The organism is Halomonas nitroreducens (assembly GCF_003966155.1).
GTDB lineage: Bacteria > Pseudomonadota > Gammaproteobacteria > Pseudomonadales > Halomonadaceae > Halomonas > Halomonas nitroreducens.
The window spans coordinates 81,759-102,230 of the sequence record NZ_RXNS01000013.1; the positions used below are offsets into that span (position 1 = coordinate 81,759).

Genomic DNA, 20,472 nt, shown 5'->3' on the forward strand with positions numbered 1-20,472 from the left:
GCGAGACCCGGCCGGTCAACGCGGGCCACCGAGAATCAGTGACTTAGGAGGAAATGTCACGGAACGGACGCGCGGCGGTCAGCCGGGCGTCATCGACGTGCCCGGGTGTCAGGCCACGGTGATGACCGTGCAGTCGGCGACATGGCTGACCTTGTGGGAGGTACTGCCGAAGATCATGCCGTGCATGTCGCTGACCCCGCGGCTGCCCATGACGATGGCATCGACGCCACGCTGCTTGGCCTCCTTGAGGATGCCCTCGGCCGGCATGCCCTGGCGGATCACCTCCTCGACCTCGATGCCCTGCAGGTCGACGCTGTCGCGGACCTTCCTCAGGGCCGCCTCGGCGTCCTGCTTGAGGGAGTCGGCCACCTTGCCCCAGTCCTCCGCGGTGAAGGGCTCGGGGGTGCCTCCGGTGAACAGCCCCATGTTGCCCGGCGGATAGTCGGCCACGGTCATCAGGGTGAGGGACGCGGACGAGGCCCGCGCCAGCTGGGCCGCGACGCCCAGCGCCTTGGCGGAATGCTCGGAACCGTCGACGGGCGCGAGGATCGACTTGTACATGATCACCCCCTGGCAGGATGCGATGGGAAGGGGCCCAACATGGGCCTTGCTTATATAAGCCTAGTCGCTTCCGCCTCGCCCACAACGCGGCCCGGCGTCGGCTTGACCGGGGTCAAGCCGGTAGGGGCTAGAGCCAGATCTCGAGGCCCAGCAGGCGACTGAACCAGGAGCCCAGCCGCTGCTTCAGGGAGCCCGGCTCCCGGTCGAGGCGCACCAGCCGCTCGTCGAGCTCGGTGAGCCAGTACAAACGCCCCTCGCCGTCGAGGCCGGGCAGGTAGCTCAGCGAGGGGGTCATGCCCGCCTCGGCGAACTCGAGGAACTCGGCCACCAGGGGCTCGCTCTCGACCAGCACCCCGACCTCGGTATTCCAGATGACCGAGCGCGGGTCGGCGTTGAAGGAACCGATGAACACCAGGTCGTCGTCGAAACTCACGGCCTTGCTGTGCAGCGAGGAGATCGAGGTGCCGGGGATGCCGATCTCGGCCTCCTCGCCACGCTGCTGGCGGCCGCGCAGCTCGTGAAGCCGCACGCCGCTCTCCAGCAGTGCACGGCGGCGCCCGGCATAGGCGCCATGGACCAGGGACAGGTCGGTGGCCTCCAGGGAGTTGGTGATCACCTCGACGCGGATACCCGACTCGGCCAGTCGCGTCAGCAGGGCCGTCCCTCGCTCGGCGGGAACGAAGTAGGCCGAGACGATCACCAGCCGCGACTCCAGCTCCGGAAGCTGGTCGAGCAGGGCCCCGAACAGGGTCCGCTTGAGCGGCGAGCGCTCGCGGCCGGCGACCTTGCCCGGCGGGTCCCACAGGGCCTGGCCCGGGGCCCAGTGCAGCTCGCTGAACAGCTTGTCCTCGGCGGCCGCCCCGTAGCGGGCCCGCAGGGCGACGAAGTAGGGCGAGTCGCTGTCGCGCTGTTCGGCCAGCTGGCGCGCCAGCGTCGCGGCCAGGTCGCGCCAGGCCTCGGGCGCGGCGGTGTGGTAGCGGGCGAGGGGCTGGCTGAGGAAGTGGTTCCAGTAGAGGTCGAAGCTCAGCGAGAGGGCATCGACCACGCCGCCCACCGCCAGCAGGTCGACATCGGCGAAGTTGCGGGGCTCGCTGGCATTGAAGTACTCGTCGCCGAGGTTGCGCCCGCCGGTGATGGCCACGGCGTTGTCGACGATCCAGGTCTTGTTGTGCATGCGCCGGTGCTGGCGGGCCAGGGCGGGCAACGACAGCAACACCCGGCTGACCAGGTGCTCGCGCCCCAGGGGCCAGGGGTTGAAGACCCGGACCTGAATGTTGGGATGGCTGTCCAGGGCCGCCAGCTGGTCGCCCTGCCCCGACGCCGTGAGGTCGTCGAGCAGCAGGCGCACCTCGACGCCACGCTGGGCGGCGCCGATCATGCGATGCAGCAGGACCTGGACCGTCTGCCCCTCCCCCAGCAGGTAGGTCTGGACGTCCAGGCGCTTGCTGGCCTGCTCGGCCAGGTTGGCGCGCAGGGCGAAGGCTTCCTCGCCCTTGGCCAGCAGGGCAAAGCCGCTCAGGCCGGCATGGTCGGCGGCGGCCTGGCGGGACCACTGGCCCAGCCAGGTGCTGCGAATCTCCGCATCGCGCAGCGCCAGCCCGTGCTCCCGGGGCACGGGCTGGCCGGCACAGCCCGCCAGCAGGCCCAGCACCAGCCACGCGGCCAGCGCCCATGCCCCCCGCCAGGCGATGCTAGTCATCGGCCCGCTGGCGCGCCCAGGCCTTGCGCGCCTTGTTGCGCCGGTACAGTCGCACCAGCGCGATCCACAGGGCGACCACCACCATGGCGGCCAGGGTCCAGCCCTGCCAGGGCCGGGCAGCATCGCCCATGACGGTTTCCAGGGTGATGATGAGGATAAAGCCCAGGGCCTGGCTGGCGATGGCCAGGGCCCGCAGGGTATCGAAGGCCGGTCTTGCCATGAATGCTCCCGCTGGATGACAGCCCCGCCCACCGGCAGTAGGCTTGGCGAAACGAATGTATCCAGTGTAACCGGTCCGGCGCAGGGCGCCGAACCCGACTCTCGGGAGAGCCCATCACGAATGGACGCCATCGCCTTGGGGCCCGTGCTCATTCCCCTGCCGCGCCTCTATGCCCTCGCCGCCGCCCTGCTGCTGCTGGCGGCCAGTGCCTTCCTGCTCGGCCTGCCCCGGCGGCACCACGCCCGCTGGCTCCAGGGGCTAATGCTCGTCTGGCTCGCCGGGGCCCGGGTCGGCCACGTGGCCCTGCACCTGCCCAGCTACCTCGACGCGCCGCTGGATGCCCTCAAGCTCTGGCAGCCGGGCTATCATGCCTTTTGGGGGTTGCTGGCCGCGCTGGCCTGGAGCGCCTGGACGCTGCGCCATCACCTCGGCGCCATGCTCGGCGCCCTGGGGCTGACGCTCGGCGCCTCGCTGCTGTGGCTGGCGCTGGTGACCCTGGCGCCGCTGGGCGGCGGCATGACCCTGCGCGAGCTCCCCGAGCTGACCCTCGACAACCTCGAGGGGGAACCGGTTGCGCTGGCCTCCCTCACCGGCCAGACCGTGGTGATCAATCTCTGGGCGACCTGGTGCCCGCCGTGCCGGCGCGAGATGCCGCTGCTGGCCGAGGCCGATGCCCGGGACGACGTCACCGTGGTGGTGATCAACCAGGGCGAGGACCTGCTGCCGGTGGTCCGCTACCTTGACGATCAGGGGCTCGCCTTCGAGCACGCCCTGCTCGACCCGCGCCAGTCGGTGCTGGTGGCGAGTGGCGCCCCGGGACTGCCCACCACCCTGCTGTTCGATGCCGAGGGCCGCGCCCGGGCCCAGCACGTGGGCGAAGTGCCCCGGGCGACCCTCGCCGCCTGGCTCGACGCGGAGTGAGCGCCGGGGGATTCGCGTCACAGGCCCTTAAGCCGCGCCGGGGTTTGCTGTAAGATACCGCGCCCTGTCGCCGCGGGGCCGGGCGTGGCCAGCGGCGCGAGAACCGATCCCAAGCATCCCCGAGGCACCATGAGCGACTTCTCTCCCGGCCAGCGCTGGATCAGCGATGGCGAGGCCGAACTCGGCCTGGGCACCATCCTCAACTGCGACCCCCGCAGCGTCACCGTCCTCTTCGGCGCCAGCCAGGAAACCCGAACCTACAGCAGCCAGCACGCCCCCCTGACCCGGGTCATCTTCGGCAGCGGCGACCGTATCGAGTGCGCCGAAGGCTGGCAGATGACCGTCGACGACAGCAAGGAGGTCGGCGGGCTGATCGTCTACATCGGCGAGAGCGATGCCGGCGAGCTGTGCGAGCTGCCCGAGGCGAAGCTCGCCGACACCATGCAGTTCGACCAGGCCCGCGACCGGCTGCTGACCGGCCAGGTGGACCGCAACGACTGGTTCGACCTGCGCTTCCGCACCCTGCACCACCATCACCGGGTCGAGCAGAATCCGGCGCTGGGCCTGGCCGGCCCGCGCATCGACCTGATCCCGCACCAGCTTTACATCGCCGACGAGGTCGCCCGCCGCCATGCCCCGCGGGTGTTGCTGGCCGACGAGGTAGGCCTGGGCAAGACCATCGAGGCCGGCCTGATCCTGCACCGCCTGCTGCTCACCGGGCGCGGCGAGCGGGCGCTGATCCTGGTGCCGGCAAGCCTCACCCACCAGTGGCTGGTGGAGCTGCTGCGCCGCTTCTCGCTGGAGGTCACCCTGCTCGACGAGCAGCAGAGCCTGGCCCACGGCAGCGGCAACCCCTTCGAGGCCGGCCAGCTGGTGCTGGCGAGCCAGGACTGGCTGTTCGCCAACCCCCATCGCCAGGCCCAGGCCGAGGCCTGCGCCTGGGACCTGCTGATCGTCGACGAGGCCCATCACCTGGAGTGGTCGCACGAGACGGTCGGCCCCGGCTACGGCTGCGTGGAGCGCCTGGCCGCCACGGCCCCCGGCCTGCTGCTGCTCACGGCGACGCCGGAGCAGATGGGCCAGCAGAGCCACTTCGCCCGGCTGCGCCTGCTCGACCCGGACCGCTACCAGAGCCTCGCCGCCTTCCAGGAGGAAGAGCGCCACTACGTCGAGGTGGCCGCCGCCATCGATGCCCTGGAACGCCTGCCCGGCGAGGCGACCGACCGAGAGGCCGTCGCCGCCGTGATCGACGACCCCGATAGCCTCGCCCTGCTGGAGACCCTGGCCAATGCCGAGGGCGCCCCCGGGCAGCACGAGGCGGCCCGGGACCAGCTGCGCGACCAGCTGCTGGACCGCCACGGCACAGGCCGAGTGATGTTTCGCAACAGCCGTCGCCATGTGGGCGGCTTCCCCGAGCGTCGGCTGCAGGTCGCCCACCTCGAGCTGCCCTCCTCCTATCGTCGGGTGCTGCGCCGCCTGGCGCGGGACGAGGACTATCTGGACGAGCTGCTGATCGAGACCGGCCTCGACCACCCCGAGGTGCTGGTCTATCTGGACACCATGTACCGGGCTCTGGCCGACGATCCCCTGAACACCGAGCCCTGGTGGCAGTTCGACCCGCGGGTGACCTGGCTGCTCGAGCGGCTCACCGAGCTCGGCGACGACAAGGTGCTGGTCATCGCCCATGACTGGGAGACGGCCCTGGGCCTGGCCGAGGGCCTGCGAGTGCTGGGCGGCGTCCACGCCCCGGTGTTCCACGAGGGCCTGTCGCTGGTCGAGCGCGACCGGGCGGCGGCGGCCTTCGCCGACGAGGAGGATGGCTGCCAGGTGCTGGTGTGCTCGGAGATCGGCTCGGAGGGCCGCAACTTCCAGTTCTGCCGTCACCTGGTGATGTTCGACCTGCCGCTGCACCCGGACCAGCTGGAGCAGCGCATCGGCCGCCTCGACCGCATCGGCCAGCGCCACGCCATCGAGCTGCATGTGCCGGTGTTCGCGGGCAGTCCCGGCGAGCAGCTGTTGCGCTGGTACCACGAGGGCATGGATGCCTTCAGCACGCCCCACGGCCTGGGCAGCGAGATCTTCGAGGCCTTCGGTGATGCCCTGGCCGATGCCCTGCTCGACGACGAGAGCCTCGACGAGGTGATCGGCGAGACTCGCGAGCTGTTCGACAGCCGCCTGGCGGAGCGCGACGCCGGCCGCAACCGCCTGCTGGAACTCAACGCCTGCCGCGCGGATCGTGCCGAGGCGACCATCGCCGCGGTCCGCGAGCTGGATGCCGACAAGGCGCTGACCCGCTACCTGGATCAGGCCCTGGACATCTTCGGGGTCGACAGCAAGGACCTCGGCGGGGGCATCCAGCACCTGCAGCCGAGCCCGCAGATGCTCGACGGCCTGCCAGGGCTGGTGAAGGGCGAGGAGGGCTTCTCGGCCACCTTCTCCCGGGAGCGCGCCCTGGCCCGGGACGACGTCCAGCGGCTGTCCTGGGAACATCCCCTGACCCGGGAGATGATGGGGCGGATCCTCGACGGCACCATGGGCAACACCGCCCTGGCCCTGCTCAAGCATCCCTCGATTCCCGGCGGCCGGCTGATGGCCGAGCTGGTCTTCCGGACCCACTGCCCCGCCCCGAAGCGCCTGCATCTCAACCGCTTCCTGCCGCCCACTGCGGTGCGGGTGCTGCTCGACGAGTCCGGCGCCAACCTCACCGCCAAGGTCTCCTTTACCGGCCTCTCGAAGAACCTGCAGAAGGTCAAGAAGGCGGTGGCCCGGGACCTGATCAAGAGCCGACACGACCAGCTGCGCGAGCTGCTCGACCGTGCCGAGGCCGAGGCCGAGCGGGAGCTGCCGAGCATCGTCGAGGCCGCCCAGGGGCGCATGCGCGACGAGCTCGACGCCGAGCTGACCCGTCTGGAGGCCCTGGCCCGCCGCAACCCCGCGGTGCGCGAGGACGAGCTGGCCGCCCTGCGCGAGGAGCGCGCCGCCCTGGATGCGGCCATCGAGGGCACCCGGCTGCGCCTCGACGCCGTGCGGGTCATCGTCACCGTCGACGAGACCACTCGCTAGGCCTCGGCCCGTTCCGCCACAGGCCGCGGCGGCAGCTTGCCGGCGCGGCCTGTGGCATATCGGCCAGCCCCGGCGGCGAACTCAGCCGAGGATGTCCGCCAGGGCTTCGTCCAGGGTCGGGAAGCGGAACACGAAGCCGACTTCCTCGAGCCGCCGAGGGCGCATGTCCGCGCCGGTCAGCAACAGCCGCGACATCTCGCCAAAGGCGCTCTCCAGTACCAGGGCCGGTACCGGCAACACCGCCGGCCGGTGCAGGTGGCGGGCCAGGGTGCGCGTGAACTCGGCGTTGGTCACCGGGTTCGGCGCGCTGCCGTTGAAGGGGCCGTCCAGGTCGTCCCGCTCGATCAAGAAGAGGATCATGCTGACCAGGTCCTGGCGATGCACCCAGGGCATGTACTGGCGGCCATGGCCGAAACGTCCCCCCAGCCCCAGCTTGAAGGGCGGCAGCATCTTCTGCAGGGTACCGCCGCCGGCGTCCAGCACCAGCCCGAGGCGCAGGATCGACAGCCGGGTGCCGAAGGTCGTGACCTCGCCGGCCACCTCTTCCCAACGCTTGCACAGCCGGTGAGCGAACTCGTCGTGGGGAGGCGTCTCCTCGGTGACCACACGCTCGCCCTGATCGCCATAGAACCCCATGGCGGAGGCCGAGACCATCACCGCCGGCGCTCGCCCCTGGGTGGCCGTGAGCTGCTCGCAGAGCATCGCCAGATCGCGAGTGACGTTGACCCGCGAATCGATCAACCGCTCCTTCTGGGCATCGCTCCAGCGCCGCGCGGCGATAGACTCGCCGGCCAGGTTGACCAGGGCATCGGGGGGCGTGTCGACGAAGTCGAGCACCGAGCGGCGGATGTCCGTGCCTGCCGGCAGACGATCACGGACACCGTCCGGATCGCGGGACACCACCAGCAGGCGATGGCCGGCTTCCTCGAGTCGCCGGCACAGTGCCTGCCCGACGAACCCACTGCCTCCGGTGATCAATACACGCATTCGACGCCTCCCCTGCATCCTGGTGTTATACAGCTGTTGTACACGTCTGCTAGTCTAGCGGTAAATCCCGATCACTGCATGAGACTGCCATGATCCCGCACCCCGACTCCACTGCTGTCATCGGCGCCGGCATCGCCGGCCTCGCCTGCGCCCGGTCGCTCGCCGACGCCGGCCGCCCGGTGACGGTGTTCGAGAAGGGCCGCGGCCCGGGCGGCCGCATGTCCAGCCGCCACTTGACCGGCGCGGTGGTCGAGCTGGGCGCCCAGTATTTCAGTGTGCGCGACGCGGACTTCGGTGAACAGGTCGCAACCTGGCAGCGGGCCGGCGTGGTGGCGCCCTGGCCGGCGGTCGTCTGGCGGCTGACCACCGGCCGCCCCAGCCGACGGAGCGACGACCGGCCTCGCTTCACCGGGACCCCTCGCATGAGCGCCCTGCTGCGTCACCTGGCCGGCGACCTGCCCCTGCACACCGCGACCCGGATCGTCGCCCTGGAAAATGCCGACGATGGCTGGCGCCTGATCAGCGAGGCGGGAACCCGGCATGGCCTCTTCGCGACGGTCGTGCTGGCGCTGCCCGCGCCCCAGGCGGAGGCGCTGGTCGCCCCTCACGATGCCGACCTGGCCGAGGCCTGCCGCGGCATTCCCCAGCGGGCCTGCTGGGCCGGCTGGGCCCGGTTCGACGCCCCCCTGCCGCCACTGCCGGGACTGGCGACCGACTGGCAGGTGCTGGAACTGGCCGAGGGCCCGCTGCGCCTGGTCACCCGCAACCAGACCAAGCCGGGGCGCGAGGCCCAGGGCGAGAGCCTCACCCTGCTGGCCCGGCTGGACTGGAGCGAGCGGCGACTGGAGGAGGACGCCGGCAGCGTGAGTGCCCGCCTGCTCGACGCCCTGCAGGCCGCCCTGCCCGAGGGGGTCACCCTACCCATGCCGCGCCATAGCGGCGCTCACCGCTGGCGCTTCGCCCAGCCGGCGGCGCTGCCGGGAAGCGGCTTCCCCGACTTTCGCCAGGGCGAGAGCGGCCTGGCCCTGTGCGGCGATGCCTGGCGCGACGCCCGCGTCGAGGATGCCTGGCTCTCGGGCCATCGCCTGGGCCGGGCCCTGGCCTGCCGCCCCCCCATCCCCCATGCAACGGAGATTCCCTGACATGCGCAGCGCCCTCATCCTGCTGGCCCACGGCTCCAGCGACGCCAACTGGCGAGCCCCCTTCGAGAACCTGGCCTCGGCCCTGGCTGACCGGCTGACCACCCCGCTACGCCTGGCCTACATGGAGCTCTGCGAGCCCTCGCTGGAGAGCACGGTGGCGGAGCTGGAGGCCGCCGGTATCGAGCGGGCCGAAATCCTGCCGCTGTTCTTCGCCGCCGGCCGCCACCTGCGCAAGGATGTCCCCGGCCAGGTGGCCGCCCTGGGCGAGGCCCATCCGCACCTTGCCCTGACGCTGTTGCCGCCAGTGGGCGAGCATCCGGCCTTCGTCGACGCCCTGGCGGCGGTGGTCGCCGAACAGGCGGGAGAAGCGCCCTGACGGACGTGTTGTACATCAACGCATTTTTTGTACAAAATTGTCCATCATGGCCGCGACATCCACCGGCCACCGCCCCCACCACCGAGACAGAGGCGCGCATGAGCGATCAGGCGAACCACCCGGCCGATACGCCGCTCTATCCGATTCGCGAGGTCTCCCGCCTGACCGGCGTCAATGCGGTGACCCTGCGCGCCTGGGAGCGCCGCTACGGCCTGATTCGTCCGCGACGCACGCCCAAGGGGCACCGCCTGTACGCACGGGAGGACATCGAGCGCGTCGAGCGGATCCTGCAGTGGCTCAACCGCGGCGTGCCGGTCAGCCAGGTTCGCGAACTGCTCGAACAGCCGGACGCCGTGGAGGCGCCGCCCCCCGCCGCCGGGGACTGGGAGAGCCAGCGTCGCCAGTTGATCGCCGCCGCCGAGGCCCTGGACCTGGCCCGCCTGGAGGCGCTGTTCAACCAGGGACTGTCGCTCTACCCGGTGGCGACCTGCATCGACGAGCTCTGGCAGCCGGTGATCCGCGAGTTGGAGGAAGGCTGGGACGAGCGCCTCGGCGCCGACCTGCAGCGCCGGGCCCTGGAGGCCTTCCTGCGCACCCGCATTGGCACCCGGCTCTACCATGCCAACCCCGTGGCCGCCGGGCCGCTGGTGCTGATCGTGCCGATGCCCGACGATGGCGGTCCCCTCTGGGGGCTGCTCGCCGCCCTTGCCGCCAGCGATCGGGGCTACCGGGTCCAGCTCCTCGACGCCCCCCTGCCGGTACAGGAGCTGCCGCTGGCCGTGGAGCGCTTTCACGCCGATGCCCTGCTGCTGGCCAGCGGCAGGGCCGAGAAGGCGGACCTGATACGCCGCCAGCTGCCCCGACTGGCCGAACAGCTCGACGTCCCCCTGACCCTGTGCGGCCCCGTCGCGCGCATCCGCGAAGCCGACCTGAACGGCACCGGGGTGGAAGTTCTCGGCGACGACCTGCCTCGGGCCATGACCCGCCTGCAATCCCTCACTCAGGCAGCCTGAACGGGAGCGTCCCATGGCACCTACCCTGGTCTGGTTCCGCAGCGATCTGCGCATCCACGACAACACCGCCCTGGCCGCGGCCGCCCAGCGGGGGCCCGTGGTGGCCGTCTTCCTGCGCAGCACCGCTCAGTGGCGGGCCCACGGTCACGGCGCCAACAAGCTGGACTTCTGGCACCGCGGCGTCGCCGCCCTGGCCGAGGCCCTGGACGGACTGAACATCCCGTTGTTGCACCGGGAGGCCGACACCTTCGACGCGGTCCCCGAGACGCTGCTCGCCGTGGCCCGGGAGGTCGGCGCCGCGGCGCTGCACTTCAACCGCGAGTACCCCCTCAACGAGGCCCGCCGCGACGTCCGGGTGGTCGAGGCCTTCCGCGCCGCCGGCCTCGCCGCCACCGGCCACCACGATGCCGTGGCCTTCGCTCCCGGTGAGCTGCTCACCGGCAAGGGCGACTACTATGGGGTCTTCACGCCCTTTGCCCGGGCCTGGCACCGCCAGGTCACCGCCGAACGCCTGGCCCTGCGCGAGACGCCCGTTCCCCAGACGCGCCTGGCCATTGCCGCCGAGCCGCTGCCGGCGCTCCCCGAGTTGGCGGACACCCCGGTGGACGGCCGACGCTGGCCCGCCGGCGAGGGACCAGCCGCCGACCGCCTGGAACGCTTCCTGCGCTTCCGCGGCCGCCACTATGCCGACCAGCGCGACTTCCCGGCGATTCGCGGCACCAGCGAGCTGTCGCCCTACCTGGCGCTGGGGATGATCTCTCACCGCCAGTGCCTGCAGGCGGTGCTCGCCGAGAACGACGGCGCCCTGGCCGATGGCGATGCCGGCCTCACGGCCTGGGTCGGCGAGCTGATCTGGCGGGAGTTCTACCAGCACGTGGCGGTGGGCTTCCCCCGGGTCTGTCGCCACCGAGCCTTCCAGGCCCACACCGAGGCGCTGCCCTGGCGAGACGACGAGCCGGGCTTCCGTGCCTGGTGCGAGGGGCGCACCGGCTACCCCATCGTCGACGCCGCCATGCGCCAGCTGGTGGCCACCGGCTGGATGCACAACCGCCTGCGCATGGTCACCGCCATGTTCCTCGCCAAGCACCTGCTGATCGACTGGCGCCGCGGCGAGGCCTTTTTCCTGCGCCACCTGGTGGACGGCGAATTCGCCGCCAACAACGGCGGCTGGCAATGGGCGGCCTCCACCGGCACCGACGCCGCCCCCTACTTCCGGATCTTCAACCCCATCACCCAGTCTCAGCGCTTCGATCCCGAGGGCCGCTTCCTGGCCGAGTGGCTGCCCGAGCTGGCCCCCCTGCCAGCCAAGGCACGCCATGCCCCCGGCGATGACCTGCTGGCCCGTCTCGACTATCCCGCCCCCATCATCGAGCACAAGGCCGCCCGGGCCCGGGCGCTGGCAGCCTTCAAGGGCCTGTCCACCGAGCGCTGAGCTCGCCCCACCACCGAGGATCGCGTCATGAACCGGGACCCCTCCCTGGAGGCCTTCTGCGCCTTCTACAACAAGCTGGACAAAACCTGTACAGAAAAGCTATACAAGGTATACACTCGTGATGTGGAATTCTTCGACCCGCTTCACCGGATAGACGGGCTGCCGGCGCTGGAAGCCTACTTCACGGCCCTGTACGAGAACGTGACAGCGTGTCGCTTCGACTTTCACGATCGCCTTCGCCAGGACGACCACGCCTTCGTCTCCTGGACGCTGCACCTGGCGCACCCCCGCCTGGCCGGCGGGCGAGAGATCACGGTACCGGGCTGCTCGCGGCTGACCTTCGCCGCCGACGGCTCGGGGCGGGTTTGCCGGCACCGGGACTACTTCGACGCCGGCGCCCTGCTCTACGAGCACCTGCCGGTGATCGGAAAACTGATAGGCGTGATCAAGCGACGCGCGGGACGGTGAATCCAGACCATCGTTTCCCGCGTACCACCAGGGGGAGGGACACCCCCAGGAGCCTCGGGAGACGACATGACGGCACCGCACGCAACGCAACGCATCTGGCTGACCGGGGCCACCTCGGGCATCGGCCGGGCCCTGGCCGAGCGCCTACTGGCGCAGGGGCATCGAGTGGCGCTCAGCGCCCGCCGTCCCGAGGCCCTGGCCGAACTGGCCGGCAATCAAGACAATGCCCTGCTGCTGCCCCTGGATGTCACCGACCGCCAGGCCGTGCTGGCCGCCGGGCGACGCCTGGAGGCCCGCTTCGGCGGGCTGGACCTGGTGATCCTCAACGCCGGGACCTGCGAGTATCTGGACGCCCGTGACTTCGATAGCGCCCTCGTCGAGCGGGTCTTCGCCCCCAATGTCTTCGGCGCCCTGTATGGCGTGGAGGCCGCCCTGCCGCTGCTTCGCCGGGCCCGGGCCGAGGGGGGCCGCCCCCTGCTCGCCGCCACCTCCAGCGCCTCGGCCTACCTGGCGCTGCCCCGGGCCGAGGCCTACGGCGCCTCCAAGGCGGCACTGAGCTACTTTCTGGAATCGCTGCGCCTCGACCTGGCCGGAGAGGGGATCGACGTCAGCCTTATCCATCCCGGCTTCGTCAAGACACCGCTCACCGACCGCAACGACTTCCCGATGCCGATGCGGGTGAGTGCCGAGCGAGCCGCCGAGACCATCCTCGCCGGCCTCGCCGCCCATCGCCTGGACATCCACTTCCCGCGACGCTTCACCCTGCTGCTCAAGCTGCTGGGCAGCCTGTCGCCGGGGCTGCGCTTCCGCCTCGGCCGTCGCCTGACCCGCGATCACGATGCCGCCCCCCGGGAGGTCCGCTCATGACCCAGCTCTTCTCGCCCCTGCATGCCCAGCGGAATGCCGCCCAACGCATCGCCGTGGTCGGCAGCGGCATCGCCGGCATGACCGCCGCCTGGTATCTGTCGAGCCGCCACGAGGTCACCCTCTTCGAGGCCGAGTCCCGGCTGGGGGGCCACACGGCCACCGTGGACGTGACCGTCGACGGTCGCACGTACGCCATCGATACCGGCTTTATCGTCTTCAACGACTGGACCTACCCCCACTTCCGGCGACTGCTCGAGCGCCTGGGCGTGGCCAGCCAGCCCACCGAGATGAGCTTCTCGGTCCACGAGACCGCCCGGGACTTCGAGTACAACGGCCATACCCTGGCCAGCCTGTTCGCCCAGCCCAGCAACCTGTTGCGCCCGCGCTTCCACGGCCTGCTGCGCGACATCCTGCACTTCAACCGCCAGGCGACCCGCGACCTGCTCGAGCAGCGCCTGCCGGCGGGGCTGACACTCGGCGAATACCTCGATGACGGCGGCTTCGGCCGCGACTTCCAGTGCCGCTACCTGCTGCCCATGGGCGCGGCGATCTGGTCGGCCAGTATCCGCGACCTGCGGGCCTTCCCGCTGCACTTCTTCGTGCGCTTCTTCCACCATCATGGCCTGCTCTCGGTGACCAATCGGCCGCAGTGGCACACCCTGGTCGGCGGCTCGCGGGCCTACATCCCGGCCCTGACCGCGCCCTACGCCGAGCGCATCCGGCTGGCCACGCCGGTGCTGGGGATCCGCCGCGAGACGGAGGGAGTTCGGCTGCGCAGCGCCGACGGCGAGGAGCGTTTCGACCAGGTGGTGCTGGCCTGCCATGCCGACCAGGCACTGGCAATGCTCGAGGATGCCTCTTCCGCCGAGCGGGAGATCCTCGGCGCCATGCCCTACCAGGACAACGAGGTGGTCCTGCACACCGATACCCGCATGCTGCCGCGACGGCGCCGGGCCTGGGCCAGCTGGAATTATCGACTTGACGGTCGCGGCGAGGCGGCCCGGGTCTCGGTGACCTACGACATGAATATCCTCCAGCGCCTCACGGCCCCGCAGACCTTCTGCGTGACCCTCAACGACGGCGCGAGCATCGATCCGGCAAAGGTGCTGGGACGCTACACCTATGCCCATCCCCAGTTCACCCTGGCCGGCCAGCGTGCCCAGCAGCGTCACGACGAGATCTCGACGCCGGCGCAGCGCACCCATTTCTGCGGTGCCTACTGGCGTCACGGCTTCCACGAGGATGGCGTGTGGAGCGCCCTGCGCGTGGCCCACTCCCTGGGCTGCGACGAACAGGCGTCGAGCGCGGCGGGCCCGCGCCTCGCCGACCTGGAGATCCCGGCATGAACGCCGCACCGCGCTCCCGCATCTATCGCGGCTGGCTGCGCCATCGGCGCTTCCTGCCGCGACACCACGCCTTCCGCTACCGGCTGTGGATGGCCTGGCTCGACCTGGACGAGCTACCCGAGCTGTTCGACGGCGTGCCTGGCTTCAGCGCCCGCCGCCCGGCCCTGGCGCGCTTCCGTCGGGAGGATTACCTGGCGCCTCACGACCGTCCCCTCAAGGATGCCGTGCGCGGCGAGCTGCAGCGCCAGCTGGGCAGCGCACCGGACGGGCGCATCTGCCTGCTGACCCAGCTGCGCACCCTGGGAGTGGGCTTCAACCCCGTCTCGCTGTACTACGCCTACGACGCGCGCGGCGAGCTGCGTGCCCTGCTCGGCGAGGTCAGCAACACCCCCTGGGGGGAACGCACCACCTACGCCTGTACCGTGGAACCGCGGCGGCATGGCCACCGGGCCGAGTTCGACAAGGCCATGCATGTCTCCCCCTTCAATCCCATGGACATGCGCTATCGCTGGTGCTTCAACGCCCCCGGCGAGGCGCTGACGATGCACATGGAGACCTGGCAGGGCGAGGCCCGCCACTTCGACGCCACCCTGACCCTCGAGGCGCGCCCCGCCACCCGCGGCGTGCTGGTCGCCACCCTGGCCCGTCAGCCGTGGATGGCGCTGAAGACCTTGGCCGGCATCCACTTCGAGGCGCTGCGCCTGTGGCTCAAGCGCGTCCCCCTGCATGCCCACCCCCACCGCGAGGAGACATCGCCGTGAACACCCTGCGCACCGCCAATGCTCAACCATTGCCGGCCGATGGCGACCGACTGTCCCGCTGGCTCAAGCCCCGCCTGCTGAAGCAGCTCGACCGTCTGGAGGGAGGCGACATCACCCTGATCGAGGGCCACCAGCGCCATCACCTGGGCCGTGGCGGCGACCTGCGGGTCACCCTGGTGGTGCGCGACAGCCGAGTCTGGCGGCGCGTGGCGCTGGGGGGCACCGTGGGCGCCGGCGAGGCCTACATGGACGGCGACTGGGACGCCGACGACCCGGTGGCCCTGGTACGGCTGTTCGCCGCCAACCTGGAGCGGATCAATGGCGAGATGGAGGGTGGCCTGGCGCGTCTCGGCCGCTGGCTGCTCGGCGCCCTGTATGGCCTGCAGCGCAATACCGTCCGCGGCTCGCGGCGCAATATCGCCGCCCACTACGACATCGGCAACGAGCTCTTCGCGACCTTCCTCGATCGCCAGCACTGGATGTATTCCAGCGCGGTCTTCCCGCACCCCGGCGCCAGCCTGGAAGAGGCCTCGACCCACAAGCTCGACCTGATGCTCGACCGGCTGGACGTCCGCGCCCATCACCACCTGCTGGAGATCGGCACCGGCTGGGGCGGCCTGGCCATCCATGCGGCCCGTACCCGCGGCTGCCGGGTCACCACCACCACCATCTCCGAGGAGCAGTACGCCCACACCGCCCGGCGGCTCGAGGCGGAGGGCCTCGAGGACCGCGTCACCCTGCTCAAGCAGGACTACCGGGAGCTGGTGGGTCGCTACGATCGCCTGATCTCGGTGGAGATGATCGAGGCGGTGGGCCACCAGTACCTCGACACCTACCTGGCCACCCTGGATCGCCTGCTCACCGACGACGGCCTGGCCATGCTGCAGGCCATCACCATCCGCGACCAGCGCTTCGAGGCCGCCAAGCGCGAGATGGACTTCATCAAGCGCTATATCTTCCCCGGCGGCTTCCTGCCCTCCCACCGGGCCATCCTCGACGCCCTGACCCGGCGCACCTCGCTCAACCTGCTGGCCCTGGACGAGATCGGCCTCCACTATGCGCGCACCCTGCGCGAGTGGCGCCACCGCTTCGAGGCCAACCTGGATACCGTCCGACGCCTGGGCTATGACGAGCGCTTCATCCGCATGTGGCGCTACTACCTGTGCTACTGCGAGGGGGGCTTCCTCGAGCGCAGCATCGGTACCTGCCACCTGCTGCTGGCCAAGCCCGGGGCCCGGCCGGCCCCGCTGACGGGGCAGGTGTGACCACCGCCCGACTGCTCGCCAACCTGGCGGGCTTCCAGCTCGGCTGGTTCGCCTGCGTGCTGGGCGGCAGCCTGGTGGGCGGTGCCGTGGTGGCGCTGGTACTGGCGCTGCACCTGCGCTGGCTGGCCCGAGCAGGGGAATGGCGCTGGCTGATCGGCTTCGCGGCGCTGGGACTGGTCATCGATGGCGGCCTGGCCCTGGCCGGTGGCTTTCGCTTCGCCGCCGAGCCCCGGGTGCTGGGCCTGCTGCCTCCCTGGCTGTGGCTGCTGTGGCCGCTGTTCGCCAGCCTGCTGCACCACTCGCTGGCCTGGCTGTGGCGCCGTCCCTGGCTGGCGGTCCTCGGCGGCGCCACCAGCGGGCCGCTCTCCTACCTCGCCGGGGCGCGTCTGGCCGGCGTCGACCTGGCCCCCTGGCTGCTCGCGGTCGAGGCGTTGGTCTGGGCGGGGCTATGCCTGTGGCTGTGCCACCGGCTCGGGCACGCCGCGAGCGCTGCCCGCATGCGGGCCGGCTGAGGAGCGCGCCTGCCAGTGCGCCTCCAGCGCCTCGACCGTCAGCGGCCGGGCATAGAGAAAGCCCTGCACCAGTTCGCAACCGGCCGCGCGCAGGAAGTCGGCCTGGGCCGGCGTCTCCACGCCCTCGGCCACCACCTGGAGGCCGAGTCCCTTGGCCATGGCCAGCACCGCGACGACGATGGCGGCATCGGCCTGGTCGTCGGGCAGGGCATGCACGAAGGCGCGGTCGAGCTTGAGCTTGTCCAGCGGCAGGTGCTTGAGATAGCCCAGCGACGAATAGCCGGTGCCGAAGTCATCAATGGCCACCGGGTGGCCCCGGTCGCGCAGCGCCTCCAGGCGCGGGGCGACGTCGCCGGCACGCTCGTCGAGCAGCACCGACTCGGTCAGCTCCAGGCCCAGCCGTCCCGCCGGCAGGCCGTGGCGCGCCAGTCCGGTGGCCAGCGCCGCTTCCAGGTCGCCCTGGAACAGCTGCATGGCGGAGATGTTGATCCACACCGGCACCTCCGGCATGCCCTGGCCCCGCCAGTGGGCCAGCTGGGCCAGGGCCTGGTCGATCACGTAGTTGCCGAGGGCAGCCATCAGGCCGTGCCGCTCGGCCAGCGGAATGAAGTCCCCCGGCGAGATCATGCCGTCCCGGGGATGGCGCCAGCGCAGCAGGGCCTCGAGCCCGGCCATGGAGTCATCGTCCAGCCGATACTGGGGCTGGTAGTGCAGCTCGAGCTGGCCGCCGGTGGCCAGCGCGTGGCGCAGCTCGCTGACCAGGCCGAGCTGTGGGCTGTCCTGGACGTCCAGCGCCGGGCGGAAGCGCTGGCAGTGGTTGCGGCCGTTGCGCTTGGCGGTGTACAGCGCCGATTCCAGGCGCTGGAAGAGCACCCCGGAGTCGCGACCGTCCTCCGGGGCTCGGCAGCTGCCGATGGTCACGCCCAGGCGCAGCGAGTGGCGCTCGAGCTCGAAGGGCTCGCCCAGGTGGGCCTGCAGACCGGCCACCCAGTTGTCGTGGTCGTCGAAGGTGGTGGTGCGGATGACCATGAACTCGTCGCCGCCCAGGCGTCCCACCACGCCGCCCGCCACATACCCCGCCAGGCGCTCGCCGACACGGGCGAGCAGGCGATCGCCGAGCTCGACCCCCAAGCCGTCGTTGACCTCCTTGAAACCGTCGATGTCGATGATCGCCATGTCGAGGCTCTCGCCGGCCAGCAGGTGGCGCAGTCGCGAGCTGAGCAGGTCATGCAGCCGGCGCCTATTGGGCAGGCCGGTCAGGGGATCCTCGAAACCGATGCGCCGCAGGTCTCGCTCACGAGCCTTGCGCAGCGAGATATCGGAGAACAGGCAGACATAGTGGCGCACTCTTCCCTGGTCGTCGGTGATGGCCTTGACCTTGAGCCACTCGGGGTACTCGTCGCCCTGCTTGCGACGGTTCCAGATCTCGCCCTCCCAGCGCCCGGTGCTCTGCAGGGTCTGCCAGTACCGTGCAAAGAACGCTTTGTCGTGGCGCGGCGCGGAGAGGGTGGCGGCGTTGAGGCCACGCACCTCCGATGGGTCGTACCCGGTGATCTGGGTGAAGGCGGGATTGACGGCGAGGATCCGATTGGCGTCATCGGTGACGATCACGCCCTCCTCGGTGAGCGACAGTGCCTCCTGGCCGAGGCGGGCACGAAGGTGCTCTCGGCGGACCTGGCGCCAGGCGTCCCAGAGGCCGAGGAGCACCAGGCCGACGGCGGCCAGGCGCAGCCCGACCACGGGCAGCCAGATGCTCGCCGAGAGGGCGGCCAGGGCGATCCAGAGCAAGGGGCGGTTGAGCGAGAAGGCGGGCCACATAGCGTTGGAATCGACTCACGGAGATGGATAATGGCTCGTCCGGTCAGGGACAAGAAGACCTTGAGCCTCTATCGGCCGCCCCGCCAGGAACTGTACCCCGGGCCAGGCGCCGGCGTTCTCGACATCGGCCCCGGCGTGCATTCGCTGGACGCGAACAGTAGACTAGGCAGGGCCGCCTGGGCGGTCGCATGCCGTATCATGGCATACAATCATCTCGACACTCGGAACGATTCAGTGACCAAGCAACACTCCTTTGATCGCGAAGCACTGCTGGCATGCAGCCGTGGCGAGCTGTTCGGCCCCGGCAACGCCCAACTGCCGGCACCCAATATGCTGATGCTCGATCGCATCACCCACATCCATGAAGAGGGTGGCGAACACGGCAAGGGCGAACTGATCGCCGAGCTCGACATCCATCCGGACCTCTGGTTTTTCGACTGCCACTTTCCCGGCGATCCGGTGATGCCCGGCTGCCTGGGGCTGGATGCCATGTGGCAGCTGGTCGGCTTCTACCTCGGCTGGCTGGGCCACCCCGGCCGTGGCCGCGCCCTGGGATGCGGGGAGGTCAAGTTCACCGGCCAGATCCTGCCCGAGGCCAAGAAGGTCACCTATCGTATCAACATCAAGCGCATCATCACCCGGCGCCTGATCCTGGGCATGGCCGACGGCACGGTGTCCGTGGATGGCCGCGAGATCTACCAGGCCAACGATCTGCGCGTTGGCCTGTTCACCTCCACCGCGAATTTCTGAACAGGAGGCTCCCATGCGACGAGTGGTAGTCACCGGCCTGGGCATCGTGTCCTGCCTGGGCAACGACGCAACACAGGTGCTCGAGGCTCTGCGGAACGGGCGCTCAGGCATTCGCTTCAAGGAAGACTACGCCGAGCGTGGCTTCCGCAGCCAGGTGGCCGGGGTGGTCGACATCGACCTGGAAGCTCAGGTCGATCGCAAGCTGCGCCGCTTCATGGGCGATGCCGCCGCCTACGCCTATGTCTCAATGGCCCAGGCCATCGAGGATGCCGGCCTGCCCCCCGAGCAGGTCTCCAACGAGCGTACCGGCCTGATCGCCGGCTCCGGCGGCGCCTCCAGCGCCAATCAGGTGGAAGCCGCCGACATCATGCGCGAGAAGGGCCTGCGCCGCGTGGGCCCCTACCGGGTCACCCGCACCATGGGCAGCACGGTCTCCGCCTGCCTGGCCACCCCCTTCCAGATCAAGGGCGTCAACTACTCCATCTCCTCGGCCTGCGCCACCTCGGCGCACTGCATCGGCAGCGCCATGGAGCAGATCCAGATGGGCAAGCAGGACGTGGTCTTCGCCGGCGGCGGCGAGGAGGAGCACTGGACCCTGTCCTGCCTGTTCGATGCCATGGGCGCCCTCTCGACCCAGTACAACGACAGCCCCGAGAAGGCCTCGCGCCCCTATGACCAGACCCGCGACGGCTTCGTCATTGCCGGCGGCGGCGGCATGCTGGTGCTCGAGGAACTGGAGCACGCCAAGGCCCGCGGAGCCAAGATCTATGCCGAACTGGTCGGCTACGGCGCCACCTCCGACGGCTACGACATGGTCGCCCCGTCCGGCGAAGGGGCGGTGCGCTGCATGCGCCAGGCGCTGGCCACCGTGGACGGCGATATCGACTACATCAACACGCACGGCACCTCCACGCCGGTGGGCGATGTGGCCGAGCTGAAGGCGGTCCGCGAGGTCTTCGGCAACACCACGCCGGCCATGAGCTCGACCAAGTCGCTGACCGGCCACTCCTTGGGCGCCACCGGCGTGCAGGAGGCCATCTACTCGCTGCTGATGATGGAGAATGACTTCATCGCCGCCTCCGCCAACGTGGAGCAGCTGGACGAGCAGGCCGACGGCTTCGACATCGTCACCGAGCGCCGCGACGCGGCCCGGGTCGAGCGGGTGCTGTCCAACAGCTTCGGCTTCGGCGGCACCAACGCCTGTCTGGTGCTGCAGAAGTACCGCGACTGATACGGCGCAACGCCGTGCAACGCAAGGAGGCGCCCCCGGG

The 20,472-nt window shown here is 70.4% G+C and carries 19 protein-coding genes; 14 read left to right on the forward strand and 5 right to left on the reverse strand.

The genetic code is table 11. From position 1 onward, the window contains the following. Nucleotides 1-108: 108 nt before the first annotated feature. From EKG36_RS14065 to EKG36_RS14075, 3 genes are all read right to left on the reverse strand, one after another. Nucleotides 109-561, reverse strand: coding sequence for a universal stress protein (locus tag EKG36_RS14065; protein ID WP_126485173.1), 453 nt, complete (start codon nt 559-561; stop codon nt 109-111). A gap of 127 nt (nt 562-688) precedes the next feature. Beyond that, nucleotides 689-2,260, reverse strand: a complete 1,572-nt coding sequence (locus EKG36_RS14070) for a phospholipase D family protein (protein WP_126485175.1) — start codon at nt 2,258-2,260, stop codon at nt 689-691. Beyond that, a complete protein-coding gene (locus tag EKG36_RS14075) occupies nt 2,253-2,480 on the reverse strand; it encodes a hypothetical protein (RefSeq protein ID WP_126485177.1) in 228 nt (75 codons plus the stop codon). Before EKG36_RS14075 ends, EKG36_RS14070 begins: the two co-directional genes overlap by 8 nt. Nucleotides 2,481-2,600: 120 nt before the next feature. Between EKG36_RS14075 and EKG36_RS14080 the strand changes: the two genes are divergently transcribed. Beyond that, nucleotides 2,601-3,401, forward strand: a complete 801-nt coding sequence (locus EKG36_RS14080; protein ID WP_126485179.1) for a TlpA disulfide reductase family protein — start codon at nt 2,601-2,603, stop codon at nt 3,399-3,401. A 129-nt stretch (nt 3,402-3,530) separates the two neighbouring features. After that, a complete protein-coding gene (gene rapA, locus EKG36_RS14085; protein WP_126485181.1) occupies nt 3,531-6,464 on the forward strand; it encodes an RNA polymerase-associated protein RapA in 2,934 nt (977 codons plus the stop codon). An 81-nt stretch (nt 6,465-6,545) separates the two neighbouring features. Here the strand turns inward: rapA and EKG36_RS14090 are convergent, their stop codons facing one another. Then, nucleotides 6,546-7,451: a TIGR01777 family oxidoreductase gene (locus EKG36_RS14090; protein WP_126485183.1), complete on the reverse strand. Its 906-nt coding sequence runs from the start codon at nt 7,449-7,451 to the stop codon at nt 6,546-6,548. A gap of 89 nt (nt 7,452-7,540) precedes the next feature. On the opposite strand from EKG36_RS14090, the gene EKG36_RS14095 reads away from it, so the two are divergent. From EKG36_RS14095 to EKG36_RS14140, 10 genes are all read left to right on the forward strand, one after another. Continuing rightward, nucleotides 7,541-8,593, forward strand: a complete 1,053-nt coding sequence (locus tag EKG36_RS14095; RefSeq protein ID WP_126485185.1) for an NAD(P)/FAD-dependent oxidoreductase — start codon at nt 7,541-7,543, stop codon at nt 8,591-8,593. 1 nt (nt 8,594) lies between these two features. Further along, entirely contained in the window at nt 8,595-8,969 is a 375-nt protein-coding gene (locus tag EKG36_RS14100; protein WP_126485187.1) for a sirohydrochlorin chelatase, read from the forward strand. A gap of 98 nt (nt 8,970-9,067) precedes the next feature. Beyond that, on the forward strand, nt 9,068-9,982 hold the full coding sequence (locus EKG36_RS14105) for a MerR family transcriptional regulator (protein ID WP_126485189.1): 915 nt from the start codon (nt 9,068-9,070) through the stop codon (nt 9,980-9,982). Between the two features lie 13 nt (nt 9,983-9,995). Then, nucleotides 9,996-11,414: a deoxyribodipyrimidine photo-lyase gene (phrB, locus tag EKG36_RS14110; protein ID WP_126485191.1), complete on the forward strand. Its 1,419-nt coding sequence runs from the start codon at nt 9,996-9,998 to the stop codon at nt 11,412-11,414. Between the two features lie 27 nt (nt 11,415-11,441). Beyond that, nucleotides 11,442-11,882, forward strand: coding sequence for a nuclear transport factor 2 family protein (locus tag EKG36_RS14115; protein ID WP_126485193.1), 441 nt, complete (start codon nt 11,442-11,444; stop codon nt 11,880-11,882). A gap of 66 nt (nt 11,883-11,948) precedes the next feature. Continuing rightward, nucleotides 11,949-12,749: an SDR family NAD(P)-dependent oxidoreductase gene (locus EKG36_RS14120; RefSeq protein WP_126485195.1), complete on the forward strand. Its 801-nt coding sequence runs from the start codon at nt 11,949-11,951 to the stop codon at nt 12,747-12,749. Continuing rightward, nucleotides 12,746-14,095 carry an NAD(P)/FAD-dependent oxidoreductase gene (locus EKG36_RS14125; protein ID WP_126485197.1) on the forward strand — a complete coding sequence of 450 codons (1,350 nt, stop codon included), beginning with the start codon at nt 12,746-12,748 and terminating at the stop codon, nt 14,093-14,095. Before EKG36_RS14120 ends, EKG36_RS14125 begins: the two co-directional genes overlap by 4 nt. After that, a complete protein-coding gene (locus EKG36_RS14130; RefSeq protein WP_126485199.1) occupies nt 14,092-14,856 on the forward strand; it encodes a DUF1365 domain-containing protein in 765 nt (254 codons plus the stop codon). The genes EKG36_RS14125 and EKG36_RS14130 overlap by 4 nt, the downstream gene beginning before the upstream one ends. Further along, the gene (locus EKG36_RS14135; protein ID WP_126485201.1) at nt 14,853-16,121 is read left to right on the forward strand and encodes an SAM-dependent methyltransferase; all 1,269 of its coding nucleotides are present in this window, start codon (nt 14,853-14,855) and stop codon (nt 16,119-16,121) included. Before EKG36_RS14130 ends, EKG36_RS14135 begins: the two co-directional genes overlap by 4 nt. Then, entirely contained in the window at nt 16,118-16,633 is a 516-nt protein-coding gene (locus EKG36_RS14140; RefSeq protein ID WP_126485203.1) for a DUF2878 domain-containing protein, read from the forward strand. Before EKG36_RS14135 ends, EKG36_RS14140 begins: the two co-directional genes overlap by 4 nt. Here the strand turns inward: EKG36_RS14140 and EKG36_RS14145 are convergent. After that, nucleotides 16,568-18,451, reverse strand: a complete 1,884-nt coding sequence (locus EKG36_RS14145) for a putative bifunctional diguanylate cyclase/phosphodiesterase (protein ID WP_126485205.1) — start codon at nt 18,449-18,451, stop codon at nt 16,568-16,570. The two genes, EKG36_RS14140 and EKG36_RS14145, sit on opposite strands and share 66 nt — an antisense overlap. Before the next feature lie 234 nt (nt 18,452-18,685). Here EKG36_RS14145 and fabA point away from each other — a divergent pair, with 234 nt between their 5' ends. Both fabA and fabB read left to right on the forward strand, forming a co-directional pair. Continuing rightward, on the forward strand, nt 18,686-19,201 hold the full coding sequence (fabA, locus tag EKG36_RS14150; RefSeq protein ID WP_126485289.1) for a 3-hydroxyacyl-[acyl-carrier-protein] dehydratase FabA: 516 nt from the start codon (nt 18,686-18,688) through the stop codon (nt 19,199-19,201). 13 nt (nt 19,202-19,214) lie between these two features. Continuing rightward, nucleotides 19,215-20,432 (forward strand): beta-ketoacyl-ACP synthase I, encoded by a 1,218-nt coding sequence (gene fabB / locus EKG36_RS14155; RefSeq protein WP_126485207.1) that lies wholly within the window; start codon nt 19,215-19,217, stop codon nt 20,430-20,432. The last annotated feature ends 40 nt before the right edge of the window (nt 20,433-20,472 follow it).

Excerpts from the sequence above, each read along its gene's own strand:
- EKG36_RS14070 (WP_126485175.1), bottom strand. The coding sequence starts at position 2,260 with ATGACTAGCATCGCCTGGCGGGGGGCATGGGCGCTGGCCGCGTGGCTG.
- EKG36_RS14090 (WP_126485183.1), bottom strand. The coding sequence starts at position 7,451 with ATGCGTGTATTGATCACCGGAGGCAGTGGGTTCGTCGGGCAGGCACTG.
- EKG36_RS14145 (WP_126485205.1), bottom strand. The coding sequence starts at position 18,451 with ATGTGGCCCGCCTTCTCGCTCAACCGCCCCTTGCTCTGGATCGCCCTG.
- EKG36_RS14115 (WP_126485193.1), top strand. The coding sequence starts at position 11,442 with ATGAACCGGGACCCCTCCCTGGAGGCCTTCTGCGCCTTCTACAACAAG.
- phrB (WP_126485191.1), top strand. The coding sequence starts at position 9,996 with ATGGCACCTACCCTGGTCTGGTTCCGCAGCGATCTGCGCATCCACGAC.
- EKG36_RS14080 (WP_126485179.1), top strand. The coding sequence starts at position 2,601 with ATGGACGCCATCGCCTTGGGGCCCGTGCTCATTCCCCTGCCGCGCCTC.
- EKG36_RS14095 (WP_126485185.1), top strand. The coding sequence starts at position 7,541 with ATGATCCCGCACCCCGACTCCACTGCTGTCATCGGCGCCGGCATCGCC.
- EKG36_RS14075 (WP_126485177.1), bottom strand. The coding sequence starts at position 2,480 with ATGGCAAGACCGGCCTTCGATACCCTGCGGGCCCTGGCCATCGCCAGC.
- rapA (WP_126485181.1), top strand. The coding sequence starts at position 3,531 with ATGAGCGACTTCTCTCCCGGCCAGCGCTGGATCAGCGATGGCGAGGCC.
- EKG36_RS14125 (WP_126485197.1), top strand. The coding sequence starts at position 12,746 with ATGACCCAGCTCTTCTCGCCCCTGCATGCCCAGCGGAATGCCGCCCAA.
- EKG36_RS14105 (WP_126485189.1), top strand. The coding sequence starts at position 9,068 with ATGAGCGATCAGGCGAACCACCCGGCCGATACGCCGCTCTATCCGATT.
- EKG36_RS14120 (WP_126485195.1), top strand. The coding sequence starts at position 11,949 with ATGACGGCACCGCACGCAACGCAACGCATCTGGCTGACCGGGGCCACC.
- fabB (WP_126485207.1), top strand. The coding sequence starts at position 19,215 with ATGCGACGAGTGGTAGTCACCGGCCTGGGCATCGTGTCCTGCCTGGGC.
- EKG36_RS14100 (WP_126485187.1), top strand. The coding sequence starts at position 8,595 with ATGCGCAGCGCCCTCATCCTGCTGGCCCACGGCTCCAGCGACGCCAAC.
- EKG36_RS14130 (WP_126485199.1), top strand. The coding sequence starts at position 14,092 with ATGAACGCCGCACCGCGCTCCCGCATCTATCGCGGCTGGCTGCGCCAT.
- EKG36_RS14065 (WP_126485173.1), bottom strand. The coding sequence starts at position 561 with ATGTACAAGTCGATCCTCGCGCCCGTCGACGGTTCCGAGCATTCCGCC.